This window comes from Streptomyces sp. URMC 124 (assembly GCF_051386455.1).
In the GTDB taxonomy this organism is placed as follows: Bacteria; Actinomycetota; Actinomycetes; order Streptomycetales; family Streptomycetaceae; genus Streptomyces.
In genome coordinates this window covers 1-21,569 of record NZ_JBPQTS010000047.1, presented here as the reverse complement: position 1 = coordinate 21,569, position 21,569 = coordinate 1, and the positions used below count along the sequence as shown (strand labels likewise).

The 21,569-nt window shown below is 73.4% G+C and carries 16 protein-coding genes; 9 read left to right on the top strand and 7 right to left on the bottom strand.

Translation table 11 applies throughout. The features are described from left to right. Window positions 1-86: 86 nt before the first annotated feature. From ACSNOG_RS12900 to ACSNOG_RS12890, 3 genes are all read right to left on the bottom strand, one after another. Complete coding sequence (locus ACSNOG_RS12900) at window positions 87-1,673, bottom strand: amino acid adenylation domain-containing protein (protein WP_436752756.1); 1,587 nt, start codon at window positions 1,671-1,673, stop codon at window positions 87-89. Between the two features lie 156 nt (window positions 1,674-1,829). After that, window positions 1,830-2,522 carry a TMEM175 family protein gene (locus ACSNOG_RS12895; RefSeq protein ID WP_436752755.1) on the bottom strand — a complete coding sequence of 231 codons (693 nt, stop codon included), beginning with the start codon at window positions 2,520-2,522 and terminating at the stop codon, window positions 1,830-1,832. Window positions 2,523-2,776: 254 nt separating this feature from the next. Continuing rightward, window positions 2,777-3,832, bottom strand: coding sequence for a methyltransferase (locus ACSNOG_RS12890; protein WP_436752754.1), 1,056 nt, complete (start codon window positions 3,830-3,832; stop codon window positions 2,777-2,779). Window positions 3,833-4,045: 213 nt separating this feature from the next. Between ACSNOG_RS12890 and ACSNOG_RS12885 the strand changes: the two genes are divergently transcribed. Further along, a complete protein-coding gene (locus tag ACSNOG_RS12885) occupies window positions 4,046-5,581 on the top strand; it encodes a glycoside hydrolase family 47 protein (protein WP_436752753.1) in 1,536 nt (511 codons plus the stop codon). 19 nt (window positions 5,582-5,600) lie between these two features. Here ACSNOG_RS12885 and ACSNOG_RS12880 read toward each other — a convergent pair whose 3' ends face one another. Then, window positions 5,601-6,203 carry a hypothetical protein gene (locus tag ACSNOG_RS12880; protein ID WP_436752752.1) on the bottom strand — a complete coding sequence of 201 codons (603 nt, stop codon included), beginning with the start codon at window positions 6,201-6,203 and terminating at the stop codon, window positions 5,601-5,603. Window positions 6,204-6,820: 617 nt separating this feature from the next. Here ACSNOG_RS12880 and ACSNOG_RS12875 point away from each other — a divergent pair. From ACSNOG_RS12875 to ACSNOG_RS12860, 4 genes are all read left to right on the top strand, one after another. Beyond that, window positions 6,821-8,500 carry a serine hydrolase gene (locus tag ACSNOG_RS12875; RefSeq protein WP_436752751.1) on the top strand — a complete coding sequence of 560 codons (1,680 nt, stop codon included), beginning with the start codon at window positions 6,821-6,823 and terminating at the stop codon, window positions 8,498-8,500. 196 nt (window positions 8,501-8,696) lie between these two features. Then, window positions 8,697-9,725, top strand: coding sequence for an L-threonine 3-dehydrogenase (tdh, locus tag ACSNOG_RS12870; protein ID WP_436752750.1), 1,029 nt, complete (start codon window positions 8,697-8,699; stop codon window positions 9,723-9,725). An 81-nt stretch (window positions 9,726-9,806) separates the two neighbouring features. Continuing rightward, entirely contained in the window at window positions 9,807-11,006 is a 1,200-nt protein-coding gene (locus tag ACSNOG_RS12865) for a glycine C-acetyltransferase (RefSeq protein ID WP_436752749.1), read from the top strand. 96 nt (window positions 11,007-11,102) lie between these two features. Beyond that, entirely contained in the window at window positions 11,103-12,017 is a 915-nt protein-coding gene (locus ACSNOG_RS12860; protein ID WP_436752748.1) for a LysR substrate-binding domain-containing protein, read from the top strand. 9 nt (window positions 12,018-12,026) lie between these two features. Here the strand turns inward: ACSNOG_RS12860 and ACSNOG_RS12855 are convergent, their stop codons facing one another. Next, window positions 12,027-12,662, bottom strand: coding sequence for a DUF4352 domain-containing protein (locus tag ACSNOG_RS12855; protein WP_436752747.1), 636 nt, complete (start codon window positions 12,660-12,662; stop codon window positions 12,027-12,029). A gap of 247 nt (window positions 12,663-12,909) precedes the next feature. Between ACSNOG_RS12855 and ACSNOG_RS12850 the strand changes: the two genes are divergently transcribed. From ACSNOG_RS12850 to ACSNOG_RS12840, 3 genes are all read left to right on the top strand, one after another. Continuing rightward, the gene (locus ACSNOG_RS12850; RefSeq protein WP_436752746.1) at window positions 12,910-13,371 is read left to right on the top strand and encodes a hypothetical protein; all 462 of its coding nucleotides are present in this window, start codon (window positions 12,910-12,912) and stop codon (window positions 13,369-13,371) included. Between the two features lie 155 nt (window positions 13,372-13,526). Beyond that, window positions 13,527-15,929: a protein translocase subunit SecD gene (gene secD, locus ACSNOG_RS12845; RefSeq protein ID WP_436752745.1), complete on the top strand. Its 2,403-nt coding sequence runs from the start codon at window positions 13,527-13,529 to the stop codon at window positions 15,927-15,929. A gap of 148 nt (window positions 15,930-16,077) precedes the next feature. Beyond that, entirely contained in the window at window positions 16,078-17,226 is a 1,149-nt protein-coding gene (locus ACSNOG_RS12840) for a hypothetical protein (protein ID WP_436752744.1), read from the top strand. Between the two features lie 45 nt (window positions 17,227-17,271). Here ACSNOG_RS12840 and ACSNOG_RS12835 read toward each other — a convergent pair whose 3' ends face one another. Together ACSNOG_RS12835 and ACSNOG_RS12830 are read right to left on the bottom strand one after the other, a co-directional pair. Beyond that, entirely contained in the window at window positions 17,272-17,715 is a 444-nt protein-coding gene (locus ACSNOG_RS12835; protein WP_436752743.1) for a MarR family transcriptional regulator, read from the bottom strand. After that, window positions 17,712-18,206 (bottom strand): MarR family winged helix-turn-helix transcriptional regulator, encoded by a 495-nt coding sequence (locus ACSNOG_RS12830; RefSeq protein ID WP_436752742.1) that lies wholly within the window; start codon window positions 18,204-18,206, stop codon window positions 17,712-17,714. Before ACSNOG_RS12830 ends, ACSNOG_RS12835 begins: the two co-directional genes overlap by 4 nt. Window positions 18,207-18,404: 198 nt before the next feature. Between ACSNOG_RS12830 and ACSNOG_RS12825 the strand changes: the two genes are divergently transcribed. Then, a complete protein-coding gene (locus tag ACSNOG_RS12825; protein WP_436752741.1) occupies window positions 18,405-21,437 on the top strand; it encodes an AfsR/SARP family transcriptional regulator in 3,033 nt (1,010 codons plus the stop codon). Window positions 21,438-21,569: the final 132 nt, after the last annotated feature.

Sequence of the window (21,569 nt, the reverse complement as noted above, 5' to 3'; positions counted from 1 at the left end):
CACGGAGCGGTCTTCGAGGCGTGTCGTGGCGTGCCGGGCGGCCGCGCGTGCGGCCGGGCGTGTGACCGGGCGTGCGGCCGGGCGGCTCATACGGCCGCGGCGAGGGTGTCCAGCCAGGAGCGCAGGGCGTTGCGGTCGACCTTGCCGTTGCCGTTGACCGGCATCTCGTCGACGGCGTGCACGGACTTCGGCACCATGTAGGCGGGCAGCAGCGCGGCGACGGCGTCGGCGAGGGCCTCCGGGTCGTCCGCGCCGGAGACGACGGCGGCGACCGCGTCCTCACCGGGCCGGTGGATGCAGACGGCTTCGGCGCAGCCGGCGCGGCGCAACGCCGCTTCGATCTCGCCGAGTTCGACGCGGTAGCCGCCGATCTTGACCTGCTGGTCGTTGCGGCCGAGGTAGACGTAGTCGCCGCCGTCCCCGGCGCGCACCAGGTCGCCGGTGCGGTAGTACGTCCTGCCGTCGCGGTCGAAGAACCGTTCCGCCGTGCGGGCCGGGTCCTGCCAGTAGCCGGGCGTGGTCTGCGCTCCGGCCACGCACAGCTCGCCGGTGGCGCCCTCGGCGACGGGCTCCAGCCCGTCGTCCACGACGAGCGGTGCGAGCCCCGGGAAGGGGCGCCCGATCGGGACGTTGTCGTGGACGCACGCGGCCGGGCTCGCCTGCGGGTCCCAGCGGTAGGCCGTGCAGGCGATGGTCAGTTCGGTGGGGCCGTACAGGTTCTCCACGACGGAGGAGGGGGCCGCGGCCTGCCAGGCCTCCGCGGTGGCGCGCGGCAGCGCCTCGCCGCAGAACAGGCTCCAGCGCAGGCCCGGCATCCGGCCCGGGGTCAGCGCCCCGCGCTTGCGCAGGACGGCCGCCACGGACGGCACCGAGAACCAGACGGTGACCTCGTTGCGCTCCAGGTATCGGAAGGGGGCGAGGATCTCGATGGAGTCCATGGCGCAGACCCGGGCTCCGTGCTCCCAGGCCATGAACAGGTCGAAGACCGACAGGTCGAAGGTCTGGTCGAAGGTCTGGCTGAACCGGTCCTCGGGCGTGATGCCGTAGCGGGCCTGGGCCGCGGCGAGGAACGAGCGCGCGTTGCCGTGGGTGACCGGCACGCCCTTGGGGGCGCCGGTGCTGCCGGAGGTGAAGAGCAGGTAGGCCAGGTCGTGTTCCCCCGCCTGCACGGCGGTGGCGAGCGGCTCGGCGGCGGCGAGGTCCGCCGCGGTGAGCACGGCCGGGGCCCCGGCGGCGGCGAGCTGCTCCCGGTCGCCCGCGTCGCCGTGCGGCAGCAGCACGGCCGGGGGCCGGGCGATTCCCCGTAACACCTCGGCGAGTTGGGGCAGCGAGCCCTGGTCCACGATCAGCGCGTCGAGGCCGGCGCGCTCCACCATCGAGCGGGTGCGCTCGACGGGAAAGCGCCGGTTGAGCGGCACGAAGGCGGCGCCGGAGAAGAGCGCCGCCAGCGTGCCGAGGTAGGAGGTCTCGCTGCGGTGGGCGAAGACGCCCACCCGGCGGGGACTGCCGCCGGTGACGTCGAGGATGCGGGCCGCCCAGCTCAAGGCCGTGCCGGCGGCCTCCGCGTAGGTGACGTCGCGCTTGCCGAGCGCCAGCGCGATCCCGTCGGGCCGGCTCCGGGCGTGATCGAGAACTCCCGCGCCCAAATGGTGATACGCCATGTCAACACTCATGCCCTTCCCCCAAAGGCCTGGTTTTCGATCATCCTCGTCATAGCGGGTGATCGAGGTCAATGGACCTCGGGCGGCAGGCTCAAGTGATCCGGGACACAAGGGATATGGAGGATTTTCATCCGGTTGACCGGGCGACGCCCGCGCCCCTCCGGGGGGTTACGGCTCGGTCCGGTCTCGCGGGTGGGCACGGCCGGTGCGGAGGCGGGTCAGGAGGGGCGCGCCGTAGGTGGCGGCGAGGGGGGCGAGGAACCACATGACGTAGGCGTAGGGGAGCAGCCAGGCGAGGGCGGCGCTGAGGGCGAACCAGAGGCCGACGGACCAGGACGCGTCGGCGTGGTGGCGGATGGCGGCCCGATCATCGGTGGCCGGGTCGTCGGCGGCGGGGTCCTCGGCGGCCGGGTCGGTGAGGCCGGCAGCCACGGAGACTTCCTTGAGGGTCGCCTCGCAGCAGACCATGGCGGCCATCGTGCCGGCGAACAGGGTCTGCGCGGTCGGGTTGGCGATGGAGGCGCCGATGACCGTGGTCGGGAACGGCAGGAAGGCGACCAGGAGGAGGAACGGCGCGTGCCAGAACGCGAACGCCTTGGACAGCCGGCGGACGCGGTCCATCAACTGGTGGTGGCGCCGCCATACCGACCACAGGAGCGCGAACGCCAGCGCGAACGCGAGGTAGGAGCCCCACTGATCGACCAGGAAGTCCCCCAGGGCGCGACCGGAGTGGAGTTGCTCGTCGTCCGGGTGCTCCAGTTCCACCGCCAGCAACGTCATCGCGATCGCGAAGATCGCATCGGTGAAGAAGGCCAGCCTCTCGGGTGAGAGCCCGGGTTCGGGCCGCGCATCGGCACTCATGAGGACCCCCTGTCATCGGGACCTTCGGCCGTTCGCCGGCTTCATGCCGGTCCCGCCGCCGCCCGGAGACGGAACGGCACCGTCTCGCCCTACCCAGCACACCAGGAGGGCAACCGGAACACGTAGAAATGGGGCCGAAGGCGCACAAGGGGCAAGAGACGCAAGGGGCGCAAGGGGCAAGGGCCAAGGGAGTACAGCCGCCGCCGAGTGCCCCGGCCCCTTTCGGGAAGGGCGCGAGACCTGCCGAAGACCGCCTAGTCGCCGACCACGCCTTCCACGCCTTCCACGATCGACAGGACGGTCGGCGTGGGGATGACGCGCGTCAGCCGCAGACCCGCCGCGTCGAACAGCCGGACGAAATCGTCCTCCGTGCGTTCGCGGCCGACCAGGGAGGCCATCATCATCACGTCCAGCGTCTTGCCCTGGTGCGGGGCGTTGCCCGGCGGCAGGACCGCGTCGATGACGAGCACCCGGCCGCCCGGCGCCAGCGCCCGCCGGCAGTTGCGCAGGATGCCCACGCACTGCTCGTCGTCCCAGTCGTGCAGGATGCGCTTGAGCAGGTGTACGTCGCCGGACGGGACGGACGCGAAGAAGTCGCCCTCATGCAGCGACCAGCGGCCCTTCGTCTCCTCGGTGTCGAGCCGGTGGCCCGCCAGCACGTGCGCCCGGTCGTACAGCACGCCCCGCAGGCCGGGCCGGCCGCGGAGCGCCGCCAGCAGCAGGCCGCCGTGGCCGCCGCCGACGTCGACGACCGTGGCGTCCCCCGCGGTCTCCGGGAAGGGGCAGGCGTCGGCGATCGGCCGGTTCTCCGCCTCGGACATGGCGGCCATGCCCTCGTGAAAGACGGCGGCGGTCGCCTCGTCCCGGGCGAAGTGCTCGAAGAACGGCATGCCGAAGATGTGGCCGAATGCGGATCCCCCGTCCTCCAGGCAGCGGGCCAGCTCCCCGGCCGGCCGCCACATCGTGGGGTCCGTGAGCATCATGACCGCCGGCCCGACGGGGACGGGCGCGTCCGAGCGGAGGGCGTCACCGGCCTCGGTGAGACGGAAGCGGCCGCGCCCGTCCTCCTCGAACAGGCCGCGCGTGGCCAGCAGCCGCAGCACGCGCCGCAGGCTCGGCTCGTGGGTGCCGGTGGCCGCCGCCAGCTCCGCAGGGGTGCGCGGGCCGTCCGCCGCGTGGTCGGCCACGCCCACGGCCGCCGCGGCGCGCAGAGCAGCCGGGTAGAGGAATCCGAGGGCCTCCTCGATGACCAGGGCGGCGCTGCGCCGCCCCGCCTCCTCGGCCGTCGTCTCACGAGCACCTTCGCGCACAGAGCACCTCCGTCGTCCCGGCGGGGCCACCGGCGGCCGCGCCGCGCGATCAGCATGGCAGCGGCCCGTTCCGGGGCCGTCCGGTTCTCGCCATCCGGCCGAACGGTGGTATGACCATCCGCCCGCCGCGCCTGCCGCCCGGAGCGGCCCGCCCGACGCATACTGCGATCAGATCCGGGGGGCGGAACCGGTGGCCAGGAGGTCCTGCCCGTCATGACGTACGACTCGCTCCCCGCGCCCGCGACGCGGCGCCGCCTGCTGTCCGGGCTCGCGGCCACGGGCGGTCTCACCGTGAGCGGCGCGCTCGGCGGGGCCGGGCGCGCCGCGGCGAGGGCGCGGGCGGGAGACGCCGCGCGGGCCGCGACCGGGGCTGGGGCCGTGCCCGGGGCGTACGCCGCGCGCACCGGCCGGGCGGTGCCCGGGCGACGGAGAAGGTTCCGCGCCGACCGGGAGAAGGCCGGAGAGATCCGGGCGGAGTTCGTCCACGCGTGGGAGGGCTACAAGCGGTTCGCCTGGGGACACGACGAAGTCCTGCCGGTGTCGGGCCGCCACCGGGAGTTCTTCGCCGGGAACCACCCGGTGGGCCTGTCGATCATCGAGGCCCTCGACACGCTGCACCTGATGGAGCTCGACACCGAGGTCCACCGCTGCGTCGACTGGATCGGCAGCCACCTCGACTTCGACGTCGACGCCGACTTCCAGGTCTTCGAGGCCACCATCCGGCTGGTGGGAGGCCTCCTCTCGGGCTACCTCGCCACGGGGGAGAAGGCTCTGCTCAACCGCTGCACCGACCTGGCCGACCGGCTGCTGCCCGCCTTCACGTCGTCGCCCACCGGCATGCCGTACCGGTTCGTGAACCTGCGGACGGGACGCGCCTCCGGCGCCACCCTGCCCGTGGCCGAGATCGGCACCAACATCCTGGAGTTCGGCGTCCTCTCCCGGATCACCGGCGACACGCGCTACCGGCGGGCCGCCGAGCGCGCCCTGCGCGCGATCGTCGAACGGCGCTCCTCGCTCGACCTGCTGGCCACCCGGCTCAACGTCGAGACCGGCCGGTGGGCGGACCGCGAGAGCGTCGCCGTGAACCCGCCGGCGGACTCCTTCTACGAGTACCTGTGGGGCGCCTGGCTGATGTTCCACGACGAGGAGTGCCGGGACTGGTTCACGATGTTCACCGCCGCCCTGCGCAAGCACCAGGCCGAGCGGGTGGACGGCCTGCTGTGGTTCAAACACGTCGACTTCCGCACCGGGCAACTGATCAACAGGCGGCAGTCCGCGCTCGCCGTCGCCGTCCTGCCGGTCGGCGGGGGCAGCGACCTCGAGCTCGCCGCGGACTACTACCGCTCGTGGACGGCCGTCCTGGACAAGTACGAGGTCATCCCCGAAGAGATCGACTACACCCGCCTGCGGGCCCTGAGCACCCGCAACGACCTGCGCCCCGAATACGCCAACTGTGCCTTCCAGTTGTGGTGGCAGACCGGGGACCCGTACTACCGGACCACGGCCTGGCAGTACTTCCGCAACCTCAAGCGGCACCACCGCGTACCGGGCGGCTACACGGTGCTCACCGACGTCACCCGGCAGCCCAAGGCCAAGGGCGACCACTGCCCCGCCTACTTCTTCGCCGAGAACTTCAAGTGGCTCTACCTCACCTTCGCGAGCGCTGCCCGGTTCGACTACGAGCACGGCTGGCTCAGCACGGAGGGCAAGGTCCTCGACGGCTTCCGGAACGCGCACGGAAAGGCGTGAGCGGCGGAGGCCGTCGGGCTCAGGGCTGCAGCAGCCGCCTGACCTCCCCGGCCTGCGGACCGGTGTCCGTGGCCGGGACCCTCCACCGGTCGGCGCTCTTCGTGCCGTCCGTGTAGACGAGCGTGCCGCCCTTCGCCTGCGCGGGCGTGAGGTCGAAGACCTTCGCGCGCACCTGCGAGGTCCCCGGCGCGATGCCTCCGGAGTTCCCGTACTTCCCCAGCCCCACCTTGGCCGCATTGCCGTTCCCCGCCGGGACGGACCGCCCGTCGGCGGCGACCCAGCGCCAGCCGCCGCCCTTGGCGGGCGACTCCTCGTCGGCCGGGTTGGCGCTCAGCGACTTCTCCAGCAGCGTCACCACGGCGAACGTGCCCTGCTGCGGGGTCGCCCGGCCGGCCTCCTTGACGTACACGACGGTCGTCGGAGTGATCTCCAGAATGCCCACGGTGCCGGCGCCGACGGTCCGCGACGCCTCCCCGAACGCCTGCGCGGCGCCCTTGGCGCTGCCGGGGGCCGACGGCGTGGCTGTGGTGGTGCCCGTGGTGCCGTCGTTGCAGGCGGTGAGGACGAGACACCCGATGACGGTGGCGGCGACGGCAGCGGCGGCTGGCCGGATCTTGCGCATGATTCCCCCCAGGCTTCGGCACGCACCGGGACCGTACTGCGGCCGGGCGGCCCCCGGAGGGCTGTTCACCGAGCCGGCACGAACGGGGCGGTTCCGGGATGAACGCCTCGCCATTCGATCAGTTGATTGATGGTGGAACCGGCGCGTATGTCGCTCTCGTCTAGCACGTCGGTTCGATCACATGTGGTGACGATGTGGAGGAGGCGACGGTGGCAGGCGAGTCCCCCGGCATGGCGGAGCGGAAGACGAAGCCGGAGGAGGCGGCGGAACGGGCCGCGTCGGCGGAACGGTCCGCCTCCGCGGAGCGGACCACTACTGCGGCTGCGGAACAGCTTGCTAGCGCCGACCGCCCTGCGGCTGCGGGACAGCCGAGGCCCGGAGAATGGCCGGCGCCCGCCGAGCAGCCCGCCCCTGCGGGCCGGCCGGCACCTACGCAACCGCCCGCGCAGCCCGCGCTCGCCGAACGGCTTGTGCCCGCCGGACAGCCGGCGACAGCGGAACGGCCCGCGGCCGCCGCGCGGCCCGCGCTCACGGAGCGGCCGTCAGCGGCGACGGAACGGCCAGCTGCCGCAAAGCAGCCCGCCTCGGCGGATCGACCGGCCCCTACCGAACCGTCCGTGCCCGCGGCGAAGCCCACCCACGGCATGCAGCCCATGCCTGCGGAACAGCCCGCACCCTGGGGACGGCCGGCACCCACCGAGCAGCCCGCGTCCGCCGGACAGCCGGCGACGGCGGGGCAGCCCATGGCCGCCGCACAGCCCGCGCTCACGGAGCGGCCGTCGGCGGCGACGGAGCTGCCTGCCGCCGTAGAGCGGCCCGCTTCCGCCGAACGGCCCGCGGTTGCGGAGCAGACCCCCTCCTGGGCGCGGTCGGCGCCCGCCCAGCAGTCCGCGGCCGCCGGACGGCCGGCGACGGCGGAACAGGCTGCCGCCCCGGAGCGGCCCGCGGCTGCGGAAGTGCCGTTGTCCGGAGCGCGGCCCGCGCCCGCGGAACCGCCCGCGGGCGCGGGCGCGATCGGTCTGCTCGCGCAGCTCACCAACCGGCCCGCGCCCCCGCCGTCGGCGGCCCGCACCGTGGCGCGGCGGGTGAGGATCTGGGCGCCGCTCGTCGCGCTGCTCGTCGTGCTCCTCGGCGTCGTCCAGTTGTTCCGGCCGCTGCCGGACCCGCGGTTGGCCGGCGCCGGGGATCCGTACGCGTTCACGGGCGAGGCGTTCGCCATGCCGTGGCCGGAGGAAGGCCAGGCCGCGGCCAGGGTCGTAGGCGTCGGCAGCCTCGGCACGCACGGCGAGCAGAAGCCCGTGCCGACCGCGAGCGTCGCCAAGGTCATGACGGCGTACGTGGTCCTCAAGGAGCACCCGCTCAAGAGCGGGGAGGAGGGCGAGCGGATCACGATCGACGCCACGGCCGCCAAGGAGGCGGGCGCCCAGGAGGAGTCGCGGGTGGAGGTTTCGGCGGGGCAGGCGTACACGCAGTTCCAGATGCTGCAGATGCTGCTGATCCCGTCCGGGAACAACATCGCCCGTCAGCTGGCCCGCTGGGACGCCGGCTCGGAGGACGCCTTCGTCAAGAAGATGAACGAGGCGGCGCGGGACCTCGGCATGGACGACACGACGTACACCGACCCGAGCGGGCTGGACGCGTCCACCGTGAGTACGGCCGCGGACCAGGTGAAGCTCGCCGAGGAGGTCATGAAGAGCGACGTCCTGCGGAAGATCGTCAAGATGCCCAACGCGGACGTCCCCGGGCTGCCGGGGCGGATCTACAACAACAACGACGACCTGCTGGTCACCAACCCCGGCGGGCTCGGCATCAAGACCGGGTCGTCCAGCCCGGCGGGCGGGACGCTGATGTGGGCGGCGAAGCGGACGATCGAGGGCAAGGAGCGCCTGATCGTCGGTGCGACCATGGCCCAGCGGCAGGCGGGCAGCGACGACGCCAACGCCCACCTGAAGGTGGTCAAGGAGCGCAGCTACAAGATGATCAAGGCGGTGCAGGACGCCCTGGTCCCCGCCACGGTGGCCCGGAAGGGTGATGTCGTGGGGTACGTGGATGACGGTCTCGGCGGCCGGACGCCGGTCGTCGCGACGGCGGACCTGCGCGCCGTGGGCTGGGGCGGCCTGAAGGCGCGGCTGGAGCTCACCTCCGGCGGCAAGGGCATCCCGCGCGAGGCGAAGGCCGGCACGGAGGTCGGCGCGCTGGCCGTCGGCACGGGCCCGGGCCGGGCGCAGGTGCCGGTCGCGCTCCGCGAGGACATGGCGGCGCCGGGAGCGGGAGCCAAGCTGACCCGCCTCGGCTGAGGCCCCGGCCGGGCCCGGGCAAGGGCCTGTCCGGGCCCGGGCAAGGGCCCGGCCGGGAGGCCCGTCGACGCCGCGTGAAGTTCTGCTGTTGCCCCGCTTAAGAAAACCTCGATGGACTTCACGGTCACCACTGGGCACATTTGGTGCGCGCAAAAGAATCACGCACCACCTCCTCACCACGCCTGGAGCCGCAGCCATGAAGGCACTCGTCAAGCACAAGGCCGAGCCCGGGCTGTGGCTCATGGACGTCCCGGAGCCGGAGTACGGCCCCGACGAGGTCCTGATCAAGGTGCTGCGCACCGGCATCTGCGGCACCGACCTGCACATCCGCTCCTGGGACGGCTGGGCCCAGGGCGCGGTGAGCACGCCGCTGGTGCTCGGCCACGAGTTCGTCGGCGAGGTCGCCGCGGTCGGCAAGGACGTGCAGGACATCACGGCCGGCGACCTGGTCAGCGGCGAGGGCCACCTCGTGTGCGGCAAGTGCCGCAACTGCCTGGCGGGCCGCCGTCACCTGTGCCGCAGCACGGTCGGCCTCGGCGTGGGCCGCGACGGCGCGTTCGCCGAGTACGTGGTGATGCCCGCCTCCAACGTGTGGGTGCACCGCACGAAGGTCGACCTCGACGTCGCCGCGATCTTCGACCCGTTCGGCAACGCCGTGCACACCGCGCTCTCCTTCCCGCTGGTCGGCGAGGACGTGCTGATCACGGGCGCGGGCCCGATCGGCGTCATGGCCGTGGCCGTCGCCAAGCACGCCGGCGCCCGCAACGTCGTCATCACCGACGTCAGCGAGCCGCGCCTGGAGATCGCCCGCAAGGCCGGCGCGACCCTGGCCCTGAACGTCTCCGACGCCGGCATCGCGGACGCGCAGCGCCTGCTGGGCCTGCGCGAGGGCTTCGACGTCGGCCTGGAGATGTCCGGCCGGCCCGAGGCCATGCGCGACATGATCGCCAACATGACGCACGGCGGAAAGATCGCCATGCTGGGTCTGCCGGCCCAGGAGTTCCCCGTCGACTGGGCGAAGATCGTCACCTCGATGATCACCGTCAAGGGCATCTACGGCCGGGAGATGTACGAGACCTGGTACGCGATGACGGTGCTGCTGGAGGGCGGTCTCGACCTCAGCCCGGTGATCACCGGCCGGTACTCGTACAAGGACTTCGACGCGGCCTTCGACGAGGCCGCCACCGCCCGCAGCGGCAAGATCATCCTCGACTGGACCGCCTGATCCCGCCCGGCCGCCCCTCCCGCCGGGGCGGCCGGACCGGCCGGGCAGTCACCCTTTTTCCTTCCGTAAGGAGTCCCCCGCATGTACGCGTCCGTCCGCGACGACCTCCGCGCCACCCTCGAAGAGATCCGCGAGGCCGGTCTCTTCAAGCCCGAGCGCGTGATCGGCACCCCGCAGAGCGCCTCCGTCCACGTCACCGCGGGCGGTGCCCCCGGCGACGTCCTGAACTTCTGCGCCAACAACTACCTCGGGCTGGCCGACCACCCCGAGGTCGTCGCCGCCGCCAAGGACGCGCTCGACCGCTGGGGCTACGGCATGGCCTCGGTGCGCTTCATCTGCGGCACGCAGGACGTCCACAAGGAGCTGGAGGGGCGGCTGTCCGCGTTCCTCGGCCAGGAGGACACGATCCTCTACTCGTCCTGCTTCGACGCCAACGGCGGCGTCTTCGAGACCCTGCTCGGCGCCGAGGACGCGGTCATCTCCGACGCCCTCAACCACGCGAGCATCATCGACGGCATCCGCCTGTGCAAGGCCCGCCGCTTCCGTTACGCCAACCGCGACCTGGCCGACCTGGAGAAGCAGCTCCAGGCGGCCGTCGAGGGCGGCGCGCGGCGCAAGCTGATCGTCACCGACGGCGTCTTCTCCATGGACGGCTACGTCGCGCCGCTGCGCGAGATCTGCGACCTGGCCGACCGCTACGACGCGATGGTGATGGTCGACGACTCGCACGCCGTCGGCTTCGTCGGCGCGGGCGGCCGCGGCACCCCCGAGCTGCACGGCGTCATGGACCGCGTCGACATCATCACGGGCACCCTGGGCAAGGCCCTCGGCGGCGCCTCCGGCGGCTACGTCGCCGCCCGCGCCGAGATCGTCGCCCTGCTGCGCCAGCGCTCGCGCCCGTACCTCTTCTCCAACTCCCTCGCGCCGGTCATCGCCGCCGCCTCCCTGAAGGTCCTCGACCTGCTGGAGTCCGCGGGCGACCTGCGGGAGAAGCTGAAGGCCAACACCGAGCTGTTCCGCACGAAGATGACCGAGGCGGGCTTCGAGATCCTGCCCGGCGACCACGCCATCGCCCCCGTCATGATCGGTGACGCGGCGGAGGCCGGCCGGATGGCGGAGCTGCTGCTGGAGCGCGGCGTCTACGTGATCGGCTTCTCCTACCCGGTGGTCCCGATGGGCGCCGCCCGCATCCGCGTGCAGCTGTCCGCGGCGCACTCCACCGCCGACGTCGAGCGGGCCGTCGCCGCGTTCGTCGACGCGCGCGACGCGCTGCGGGGCTGATCCCCGGCAGCCCGGCGCGGGCCCCGGACCGGGGCCCGGTCCGGGGCCTGCCCGGCCCCGCGCCGGGTTACCGCCCGTTCCTGGCAAAATGACGGGGTGATCGACCCCCGGCGGCTGCGCGTCCTGCGGGCCGTGGCGGACCACCGTACGGTGACCGCCGCGGCCGCCGCGCTGTACCTGACCCCCTCGGCCGTCTCCCAGCAGCTCGCGGCGCTGGAGCAGGAGACCGGCCACGTGCTGCTGACCCGCAGCGGCCGCGGCGTGCGCCTCACCGCGGCCGGCGAGATCCTGCTGGCCCACGCCCACGAGGTCGTCGCCCAGCTGGAGCGGGCCGAGGCGGAGCTCGCCGCCTACGCGGGCGGCACGGCCGGGGAGCTGACCGTCGCGGCGTTCGCGACGGGCATCGCCGAAGTGCTGGCCCCGGTCATCGGGCTGCTGGCCGTCCGCCACCCCGGCATCCGGCTGCGGGTGCGCGACGCCGAGGGCGACGCGAGCCTGCCGATGGTGCTGAACGGGGAGGCCGACGTGGCCCTCGCCGTCGAGTACCGGGGCGCTCCGCGGGAGGACGACCTGCGGCTCGTCCGCGTGCCGCTCTACGCCGAGCCCTTCGACGCGGTCCTGCACGCCGCGCACCCGCTGGCCGGCGGCCTCCACGTGGGCCTGGACGAGCTGGCCGACAGCGACTGGATCGGCCCCTACCCGGGCAACCCCTGCCACGACGTGATGGTGCTGGCCTGCGAGCTGGCCGGCTTCCAGCCCCGCCTGGTGCACTCCTCGGACGACTTCCGGGCCGTGGTGGCCCTGGCCGGAGCCGGTGCCGGGGTGGCCCTCGTGCCGCGTTCGGCGCTGCGCGGCATGGAGCTGAAGGACGCCGTCGTCCGCCCCGTCGAGGGCCTGACCGCGACCCGGCGCGTCTTCGCGGCCGTCCGCCGCGGCGCCGAGGACCACCCGCTCATCCGGCCGGTCCTCGACGCGCTCACGGAGGTGGCGGGCTCGCTCTCCACGAACTGACGCCGGGCGTCACTTCTTGAGGGTCCACTCGCCCGTCTCGTTGGCGAAGCCGCCGTCCAGCGTGAACTGCACCTTGCTCGGCTTGGAGTTCTCGGGGACGGAGAAGACGACCCAGCCGAGGGCCTTGCCGCCCTGGGCGATGTTCACGGTGACCGGGAACTTCGGGCCCTCGGTGACGCTGCCCATGGACTGGGTGAAGGCCTGGCCCTGCTCGTCGACGACCTTGGCGCCGCTGGAGGGGCTGTCCGAGTACGCGGCCGTCCCCGTGTTGACGAGCTCGAACTGGGCGGCGACCCAGCGCTTGCCGGCGGCGGGCTTCATGTACTTGTTGTCGCTGTGGGCCGGGTCGGCGAAGCCCTTCAGGGTGACGTCGAGCTGCTCGCCCGGCTTCTTGCCCTTGAGGGTGAGCTTGCCTCCGACGGCGTGTGCGCCGCCCTGGCCCTGGCCCTTGTCCTGGCCTCCGCCCTGACCCTTGTCCTGGCCCCCGTTGCCCTTGTCCGCCGCCGGGTTCGACTGCGCGGGCGCGGGGCTCTTGTCGGCCGACGCGCCGGGGTCGGCCGCCGGGTCGGTGCCGTCACCGTTGCAGGCGGTGGCGGTGGCGGCCAGGACGATGACGGCCGCGGCAGTGATGAGCTGACGTCGCATGATGAATCCCCCGTGTGATCGGTTTGACGTGCACATTCTTACTTCGGATCGTGGCGGAATCCGGCCGCAGAGGGCCCCGGCGGGGTCCCTGTGACAGTCGTGTGATCAAACGGTGGCATCGTCACCGGGCCCGTCCCTTTCCCGTCCCGCCTTCGCGGGCCGCCTTCGCGGACCGGGGGGAACCCGTGCGCCCCGGTGCGCGTTGACGGCACGACAGGGACAGGACACAGCAACCGGCGGAGGCGGAGTGGAGCAGCACGCGCGGCGCACTCCGGTGCCGGTCGCCCTGTGGGCCCTGCTCGTCCTCCTCGTCGGCACGGTCTGCGGTACGGGCACGGGCACGGGTACGGGGTCTGCCGGCACGGCGTCCGCCGGTGCGGGACCGGCCGGTGCGGCCGTCACGCCCGCCGCCGTCCCGCTGGTCGCCCCGGTCACCGGCACGGCCGCCCGGGCCCGTCCCGCCTTCGGCGCACCGCACTCGCCGCCCTCGGCGGACGGCACCGGCGCCCAGGGCCTCCACCTCTCCGCGGCCGTGCAGCACACCCGTACGCCCGGGCTGCCGGGCGCAGTGCCCGGCCCGGTGGCCGGACCGCTCGCCGTGCCGCTGCCGGCCGGTGAGGTCGCCGGGCCCCGGCAGGAGCGCGCGCCGCCCGCGGCGGGCCCCTCCTCGCGGCGCACCCGCGGCCCTCCCCCCTCACGGAGCATCTGACGCCCTGAGCGTCGGCCTCGCCCTGCCCTCCTTCGTGCGTGCCCGCAGCGGCTCGTGACGCCCCGTCCCTTCCGACGCCTCGTCATCCGGTCTCGCTGCGCGGCCCGGCCGCGGCTGCCGACGCTCCACTCCGTCTGCCGTGAAGTGGAGAAACCATGTCACCCCGGCCCTCGCGCCGCGCCTCGCTGTGGCGCGCGCTGATCGCCCTCGCCGTCGTCGCGGCCTCCCTGTTCTTCGCCCTGACCACCCCCGCCCGGCTCGGCCTCGACCTGCGCGGCGGCACCCGGATCGTGCTGGAGACGCGGGACTCGCCCACGTCCCGTGCGGACGCCGCCGCCACCGACCGGGCACTGGAGGTCCTGCGGCAGCGGGTCGACGCGCTCGGCGTGTCCGAGCCGTCGCTCGCGCGCTCCGGCGAGCGGCGCATCGTCGTCGAACTGCCCGGCGTCCAGGACCCCCGCAAGGCCGTCGACGTCATCGGCCGCACCGCCCAGCTCACCTTCCACCCCGTGCTCGGCACCGCGCCGGACGGCGACCGCTCCCGCAGGGCCGCGGACGGCGCCGCCGGTGCTGCCGCCGCACGGACGCTGCCCGACCCCGACGCCCCCGGCCACTCCCTGCGCCTGGGCCCGGCGGCCCTCACCGGCAAGGACGTCGAGGACGCCCGGGCCGTCCTCGACACGCAGACCGGCAGCGGCTGGACCGTCGACCTCTCCTTCCGGGGCGGCGGCGACAAGAGCTGGGCGCGCGTCACGGGCGAGGCCGCGTGCGCCGCGCCGGGCGACGCGTCCCGCCGGGTCGCGATCGTCCTCGACGACCGGGTCGTCTCCGCACCGGCGATGCAGCAGAGCGTGCCGTGCCGGGCCGGGATCCAGGGCGGCAGCGCCCGGATCACCGGCGGGTTCGGCGCCGCCGAGGCCCGCGACCTGGCGGCGCTCGTCAAGGGCGGGGCGCTGCCCGTCCCGGTCGAGGTCGTCGAGCAGAGCACCGTCGGCCCGACGCTGGGTGCCGAAGCGATCCGGGCGAGCGCGGCCGCGGCGGTCATCGGCCTCGCCTGCACCGCGTTGTTCGTCGTCGCCGTCTACCGGCTGCTCGGCGTCCTGGCCACAGTGGCGCTCGCGCTCTACGGGCTGATCTCGTACGCCGCGCTCGTCGCGCTCGGGGCCACGCTCACCCTCCCCGGGCTGGCGGGGTTCGTGCTGGCCGTGGGCATGGCCGTCGACGCGAACGTCCTCGTCTTCGAACGGACCCGGGAGGAGTACGAACGGAGCCGGGAGGCGTCCGCCCGGACCCGGGTCGCGGACGCGCGCCGCACCGGCCCGCAGGACCTCCGCGGCCCGTTGCGCAAGGGGTTCGGCAAGGCGTGGAGCGCGGTCATCGACTCGAACGTGACAACCCTCCTCGCCGCCGGCCTGCTCTTTTTCTTCGCCACCGGCCCGGTGAAGGGCTTCGGCGTCACCCTGTCCGTGGGCGTCGTGGCCTCCATGGTCTCCGCCCTCGTCATCACGCGGGTGCTCGCGGACTCGGCGCTGCGGCGCGACTGCGTCCGGCGCCGGCCGCGGCTGGCCGGAGTCGCCTCGGCGGGCCGCCTGCGGAGCCTCCTCGCCCGCCGCGGACCGCGCCTGATGCGTCACCGCCGCACCTGGCTGGGCGTCAGCGCGGCGCTGCTGGTCCTCGCCGTCGCGGGCATCGGGGTGCGCGGGCTGCAGCTGGGCGTCGAGTTCACCGGTGGCCGGCTGGTCGAGTACGGCACGAGCCGTCCCGTGGACGTCGACAAGGCGCGGGCCGCGATCGGTGACGCCGGATTCCCGCGCGCCGTCGTGCAGAAGACGGGCAGCGGGGACGTCGTCGTGCGCACCGGCGCCACCGTCGACCGCGACCAGCAGCGCATCAAGGCAGCCCTGGAGAGGCACGGCGGGACCGTCACCGTCGAGCGCGACGAGCGGATCGGGCCGAGCCTGGGCAGCGAGCTGCGCGACAAGGCGCTGATCGCCCTGGGCGGCGCGGTGGCGGCCCAGCTCGTCTACCTCAGCGTGCGCTTCCGCTGGACCTTCGCGACCGCGGCGGTGGCGGCGATGGTCCAGGACGTGCTGCTGGTGGTCGGCCTGTTCGCCTGGCTGGGCCGGCCTGCCGACAGCGTCTTCCTCGCGGCGCTGCTCACGGTCGTCGGCTACTCCGTCAACGACACGGTGGTCGTCTTCGACCGCATCCGCGAGACGCGACGCCCGGGGCGGGGCGAGAAGCACGCCCCGCCGGCGTCCGCGCTGGCGTCCGCCGTCGACAGCGCGATCCTGCACACCGTGCCGCGCACGGTAAACACGGGCATGGGCGTTCTCTTCGTCCTCACCGCACTGGCGGTGCTGGGCGGCGACTCGCTGGCCGACTTCTCCGTGGCACTGCTCGCCGGGGTGCTGTTCGGCATCGCCTCGACCGTCCTGACGGCCGCCCCGATAGCCGTCATCCTCGAAGAACGCCGCCCCGGCGCCGTACCGCCCGCGACCACCCCGGCGTCTCGCAGGGGCTCAAGGAACGCAAGGAACTCGGGAGCAGTGGTCTGACGTCCGGCCGGGCGCAGACCCCACCGCAGGAGTGGCCCATGTGCACAAAAGAAGCCGCGCGCCCACACCGCGCACCACCGTACGGATCAGTCGGGCAAAGGTTCACCGAAAACCTTATCGAGGCTGCACGCTGCGCTAATCTGACGACATGGATGGCGGGGTGGTCGTCGGCCCGGGCGACGCTAGCAGGACATTACGCTCAATTCTGTTTCTGCGCCGGATGGTGGATCAGCGCCTGTGGCTGCACTATCTACGACATACGGCCATTGTTCGAGCTTTGATGCCCGACGGCGAAACACTTGCCTCCGCACGCGTGATGGAGGCGGCCGACCAGTTATGCGACGTCCTGGACGGAACTCCTTTACCGGTCGGCGACCGGCGAGGAGCCGTTCAGCGAAGCGTGCGCTGGTCCCGCGAAAAGCTGACCCGCGGGCTCCGATTTCCGGAGTACACCGGTGGCGCGCGGGAAACCTTCACCGCCAGGTTCATCGGCTGGGTGTGCCAAGCGGCGAGTTCGGAAGCCGGCCGGCGGGCGCTTGATCACGCCGGCTACTTCATCGGCTCGGACGGCAGGGAAACGCGGTTCGCGATCGCGGTTCGCCACGAGGTGGACGGCCTTCTGGCGGAGCCGCGAAGGCCGGAGGGGCAGAACCGCGTCCGCCGGGCGATGGCCGACGAACTGCAGCGCGGCACGTCGGAGCAGGAGGTGCGGGATCGCCACGAAGCCCTGAGGTTCTGGATCAGGACGATCACCGCAGGCGTCCTTGCCGCCGTCAGCACGGAGTTGATCTGGATCGACAACTGGACCAACTCGATGACGGTCGGCGCCTTGGCCGTCGGCGGTCAGGTGGTTGCCGAATACACGCAGCAACACGTGTACCGGACGCCCGCGCTCATGGCCGTCCGAAGACAGGTGAAGTATTGGCTTGACACCTTGGACCGGGTGGCTCGCCAAGCCGCGTGGACAGCCGACCCGAAGCGGAAGGAGCTTCTCGGCGAAGCGAACGAGAACGGCCGACGAGAGCTCGAAGCGCCGAATCTGCGCCCCTCCCTGATGGCTCTTCTCCGAGAGGTCTCCCGGACGGAAGTGGCCGTCCACGCGCACCCTTCGGCCGCTTCACTGATGGCGCCGATCGAACACCTTCAGTCACTGATCAAGAAAGCCCAAGAAGTGGGCGATCAGGAACTGTGGGGGGCGCTCTACGAATTGGAAAGCGGATTCACTCTCGCGCCCCAGGTGGCCTTGTCGTCATATCTTGCGGTCTCATTGCTCGTTGACGAGGCACCGCCTCCGTGACGGCGTCGCGCGGTCGGGGGTTCAGAGGGTCGGGCCGTCCGACGGTCAGGCCGTCAGCGCTGCGAGCTCCGCGTTGGCGCGCTCGGCGACCAGGGCGAGGACGCGGCCGGCGGCGACGAGGTCCTCGGTGGGGATGCCGCCCCAGATGCGGGCGGTGACGGGGGCGGTCTCCGCACCGACGGTGGCGAGGAGCTCGCGCCCCGCATCCGTGGGGACGAGGTGCGCGCCGTCCGCGACCAGCAACTTCTCGGCCAGCAGCTGGTCGAGCGCGGCGCGGAGGTCGGCCGGATCGGCCTTGAGGGAGCTCCGGACCTCGGCGATGAGCTCATCCGGCGTGCGCGGGGCGTCGGCGGTGACGGCGGCGCGCAGCGTCATCTGCTGCTGGAAGGTGATGCCGTGCCGGGCCAGGAAATGCTCCAGGACACCGCGAGCGGCGTAGTGGGCCAGGCCGAGGGCGCGGGTGTCGGCGACGGGTGCGGTGGTGGTCATGGTGTCGTCCCCTGAGTGCTGTCATCGTTCGGTACGGGTGGCGCGAGAGGTGCGTCGAGCAGGGTCGTCAGCTCGTCGGTGAACGCGCGCGTCCGCGCCGCGTCGGTGCCGCCGAGCGGCTCCAGCAGCTGCTGGTGCAGCTGCTGGACCACCGCGACGGCCTGCCGCGTGACGGCCCGCCCCTGCTCGGTGAGGGCGAGCTGTACGGCGCGCGGGTCGCGGGGGTCGCGGGTGCGCTCGATCAGGCCGGCCGTCTCCAGGGCGCGCGCCAGCTTCGAGACGTACAGCGCCTCCAGGCCGGTGTGGTCGGCGAGCCGGCGCTGACTGGGCCGCTCGCCGGAGCGCTGCATGCCGTGCAGCGAAGCGACCAGCGAGTACTGCGCGTGGGTCAGGCCCAGCGGAGCCACCGCGCGATCGACCGCGACGCGCCACTTGTTGGCGAGCCGCCATACCAGGAAGCCAGGCGTGGGGCCCGGGGGAACCTTGCTCATGGCAGATAGAGTACATGGACACTATGTACATGGCTACTATTCTCTAGAGGGCGCAATGCGCCACCGGACTCCGGCGCCATTGGGGTCGCCAGCAGACGCGTGTACCTTCCGGAGTCGTATGATCACGCGATCGGTCCGGCGCGCACGCCGCTACGACACCGGCCGGCCGCCGCGCCGGTCACTGCGAAGGGGCATGGCATGGAAGGCACACCGACGCCGCGGGATCCCTTACGCTTCGCCGTGCTCGGGCCCCTCCTGGCCCGGCGGGGCCGGGAAGAGCTCGACACCGGCTCGCCTCAGCAGCGCGCCGTGCTCGCCGCCCTCCTGCTGCGCGCAGGGCGCACGGCCACCGTCGGCGAGCTCGTCGACGGCCTCTGGGGCGGCAGTCCGCCGCCCACCGCGCTCAACGCCCTCCGCACGTACGCCTTCCGGCTGCGCCGGGCGCTCGGCACGGACGGGGCGGCCGTCCTGGTCAGCGACTCCGGCGGCTACGCGCTCCGCACCGGCCGGGACGGCTCCGGCCCGGCCGTGGAACTGGACCTCGACCGGGCCTGGTCGCTGGCCGACGAAGCGCGCGCGGCCCGCGGCTCCGGGAACCCGGTGCGCGCCCGGGAACTCGTCGCAGAAGCCCTCGGCCTGTGGCGGGGCGAGCCGCTGACCGGCCTGCCGGGGCCGTACGCGGAGACGCAGCGCACGCGTCTGGAGGAGTGGCGGCTGTCGCTCATCGAGACCCGCCTGGACCTGGACCTGGAGGTCGGCAGCCACGCCGAGGCCGTCTCCGAGCTGACCGCCCTGACCGCCGCCCACCCCCTGCGCGAGCGCCTGCGCGAACTCCTCATGCTCGCCCTCTACCGCAGCGGCCGCCAGGCCGAGGCCCTCGCCGTCTACGCCGACACCCGCCGCCTCCTCGCCGACGAACTCGGCGTCGACCCGTGCCCCGAACTCTCCGCCCTCCAGCAGCGCATCCTCAACGCCGACCCCGCCCTCGCGACCGCCCCGGGCCCCGGCCGGAAGGCGGCCGGGTTCCCCAAGGGCTTCATCCGGCCCGCCCAGCTGCCCGCGGACATCGCGCACTTCACCGGACGCGCGGCACACGTGACGGAGGTGCTCGGCCTGCTGGCTCCCGGCCCCGGCCAGGACCTCGGCTCCGGCCAGGACCTCGGCTCCGGCCAGGACCTCGGCTCCGGCCAGGACCTCGGCTCCGTCCACGGCCCGGTGGTCCCGGCCGTCACCGGTGCGGGCGGCGTCGGAAAGACCACGCTCGCCGTCCACGCGGCCCACTCCGTACGCCACCGCTTCCCGGACGGGCAGCTCTACGCCGACCTGCAGGGCACGGGCCCCGAACCCGCCGAACCCGAGACGGTGCTGGGGTGGTTCCTGCGCGCCCTGGGCGTCTCCGGAGCCGCCGTTCCCGACGGCGTCCAGGAGCGGTCCGCCCTCTTCCGCTCCACCCTCGACGGCCGCCGCGTCCTGGTCCTGCTCGACAACGCCCGCGACGCCGCGCAGATCCGGCCGTTGCTGCCCGGCACGGGCGGCTGCGCCGCACTGGTCACCAGCCGCCACCGCATGACCGGCCTCGCGGGCGCGCGCATCGTCGACCTCGACGTGATGGACCCGGGCGAAGGGCTCGCACTCTTCACCCGGATCGTGGGCACCGAGCGGGTGGAGGCCGAGCGGGACGCCGCGATGGACGTCGTGGCCGCCTGCGGCTTCCTGCCCCTGGCCATCCGCATCGCCGCCTCCCGCCTGGCCGCCCGCCGCACCTGGACCGTCTCCGTCCTCGCCCGCAAACTCGGCGACGAACGCCGCCGCCTGGACGAACTCCGCGCCGGCGACCTCGCCGTCACCGCCACCTTCGAACTCGGCTACGGGCAGCTGGAGCCGGGGCAGGCCCGCGCCTTCCGCCTCCTCGGGCTGGCCGACGGCCCGGACATCTCCCTGGCCGCCGCAGCAGCCGTCCTGGACCTCGGCATCGACGCCACGGAGGAGCTGCTGGAATCACTCGTCGACACCTCCCTCCTGGAGTCCGCCGCACCCGGCCGATACCGCTACCACGACCTCGTACGCCTCTACGCGCGTGCATGCGCCGAACGCGACGAACAACCCCCCGCCGAGCGCGAAGCCGCCCTCTCCCGCCTCCTCGACTTCTACCTCGCCACCGCCGTCCGGGCCTACGCGCTCGAACGGCCGGGCGACCGGCTCGTGGCCCACCTGGCGCCCACCGCGGTGCCGGGCCTCGACCTCAAGGACGGCGGGGAAGCCGTCGACTGGCTGGTCACGGAAGCCGCCTGCATCCTGTCGTGCGTACGCCTGCAGGCGACGGGAAGCTCCCTGCGGCGCGCGGCCGACCTGCTCCTCGTCACCAAGGACCTCGTGGAGGCGGGGATCAGCGGGAGCGGCTACATCCACACGGCCCAGGAGGTGCTGGCCGCGGCGCTGGCGGCCGGGGACGCCCAGGTGGAGGGCCGGACCCGTGTCGCCCTCGCCCACGCGCACAGATTCGCCGGGCAACTGGAGGAGTCCGCCGAGCACGCGCACCGGTCCCTGCTCCTCGGCGACGCCACCGAGGACTCGACGCTGATCCGGTGCTACGCCGCGAACCTGCTCGGCATCATCGCCATCTATCAGCAGCGCCACGAGGAGGCCCTAGTACATCTCGGCAGGGCCCTCGGCCACTTCCGTGCCGACGGCAACCGGCTCGGGGAAGCCAGTGCCCTGTCCAACCTCTCGCGGGCCTGTACGGGCCTGGGCGACGCCGCCCGGGCGGTGGAGCTGGCGGAAGAGGCCCTCGCCATCTACCGGGGCGTCGGGTCCTGGCGCCTGGGCAACGGCCTGTACGCGCTCGGACTGGCCCTGGCGGAGGCCGGCCGGCCGGACGAGGGCATGCGTCGGCTGACGGAAGCACTCGGCATCTTCCGGGACAACCGCCAGCGGTGGTGGGAGGGCATGACGCTCTACCGGATAGCCGAGGCCCACGTCGCCGCCCGACGCCGCGAGGAGGCCGTACGGTCGGCCGAACTGGCCCTGTCCATGCTCCGCGACCTCGGATCCTGGTGGCAGCTCGCCGACGCCCTGACCGTGTTCGCCCGCGCGCTGGACCTCATCGGCCAGGCCGAGCGGGCCCGCGCCTGCCTCCTGGAGGCCCGGGCGATCCGGGAGCGCCGGGGGGCCGCCGAGCGCCTGCGCGAGGAGGAGGGCCCCGGCGGCCGGCCGGAGTTCACGTCCGGGTGACGGTCCCGCACGGCTCCTTGTCGCCCGCCTTGCCGGGCTTGGGGGACGGTCCGGAGGCGCCCGCGCCGGTGTCCGGTTCGCGGCTGCGGTCGTAGGGGTCGACGGCGGGGCCGTTCGGGGGCGGGGTGTGGT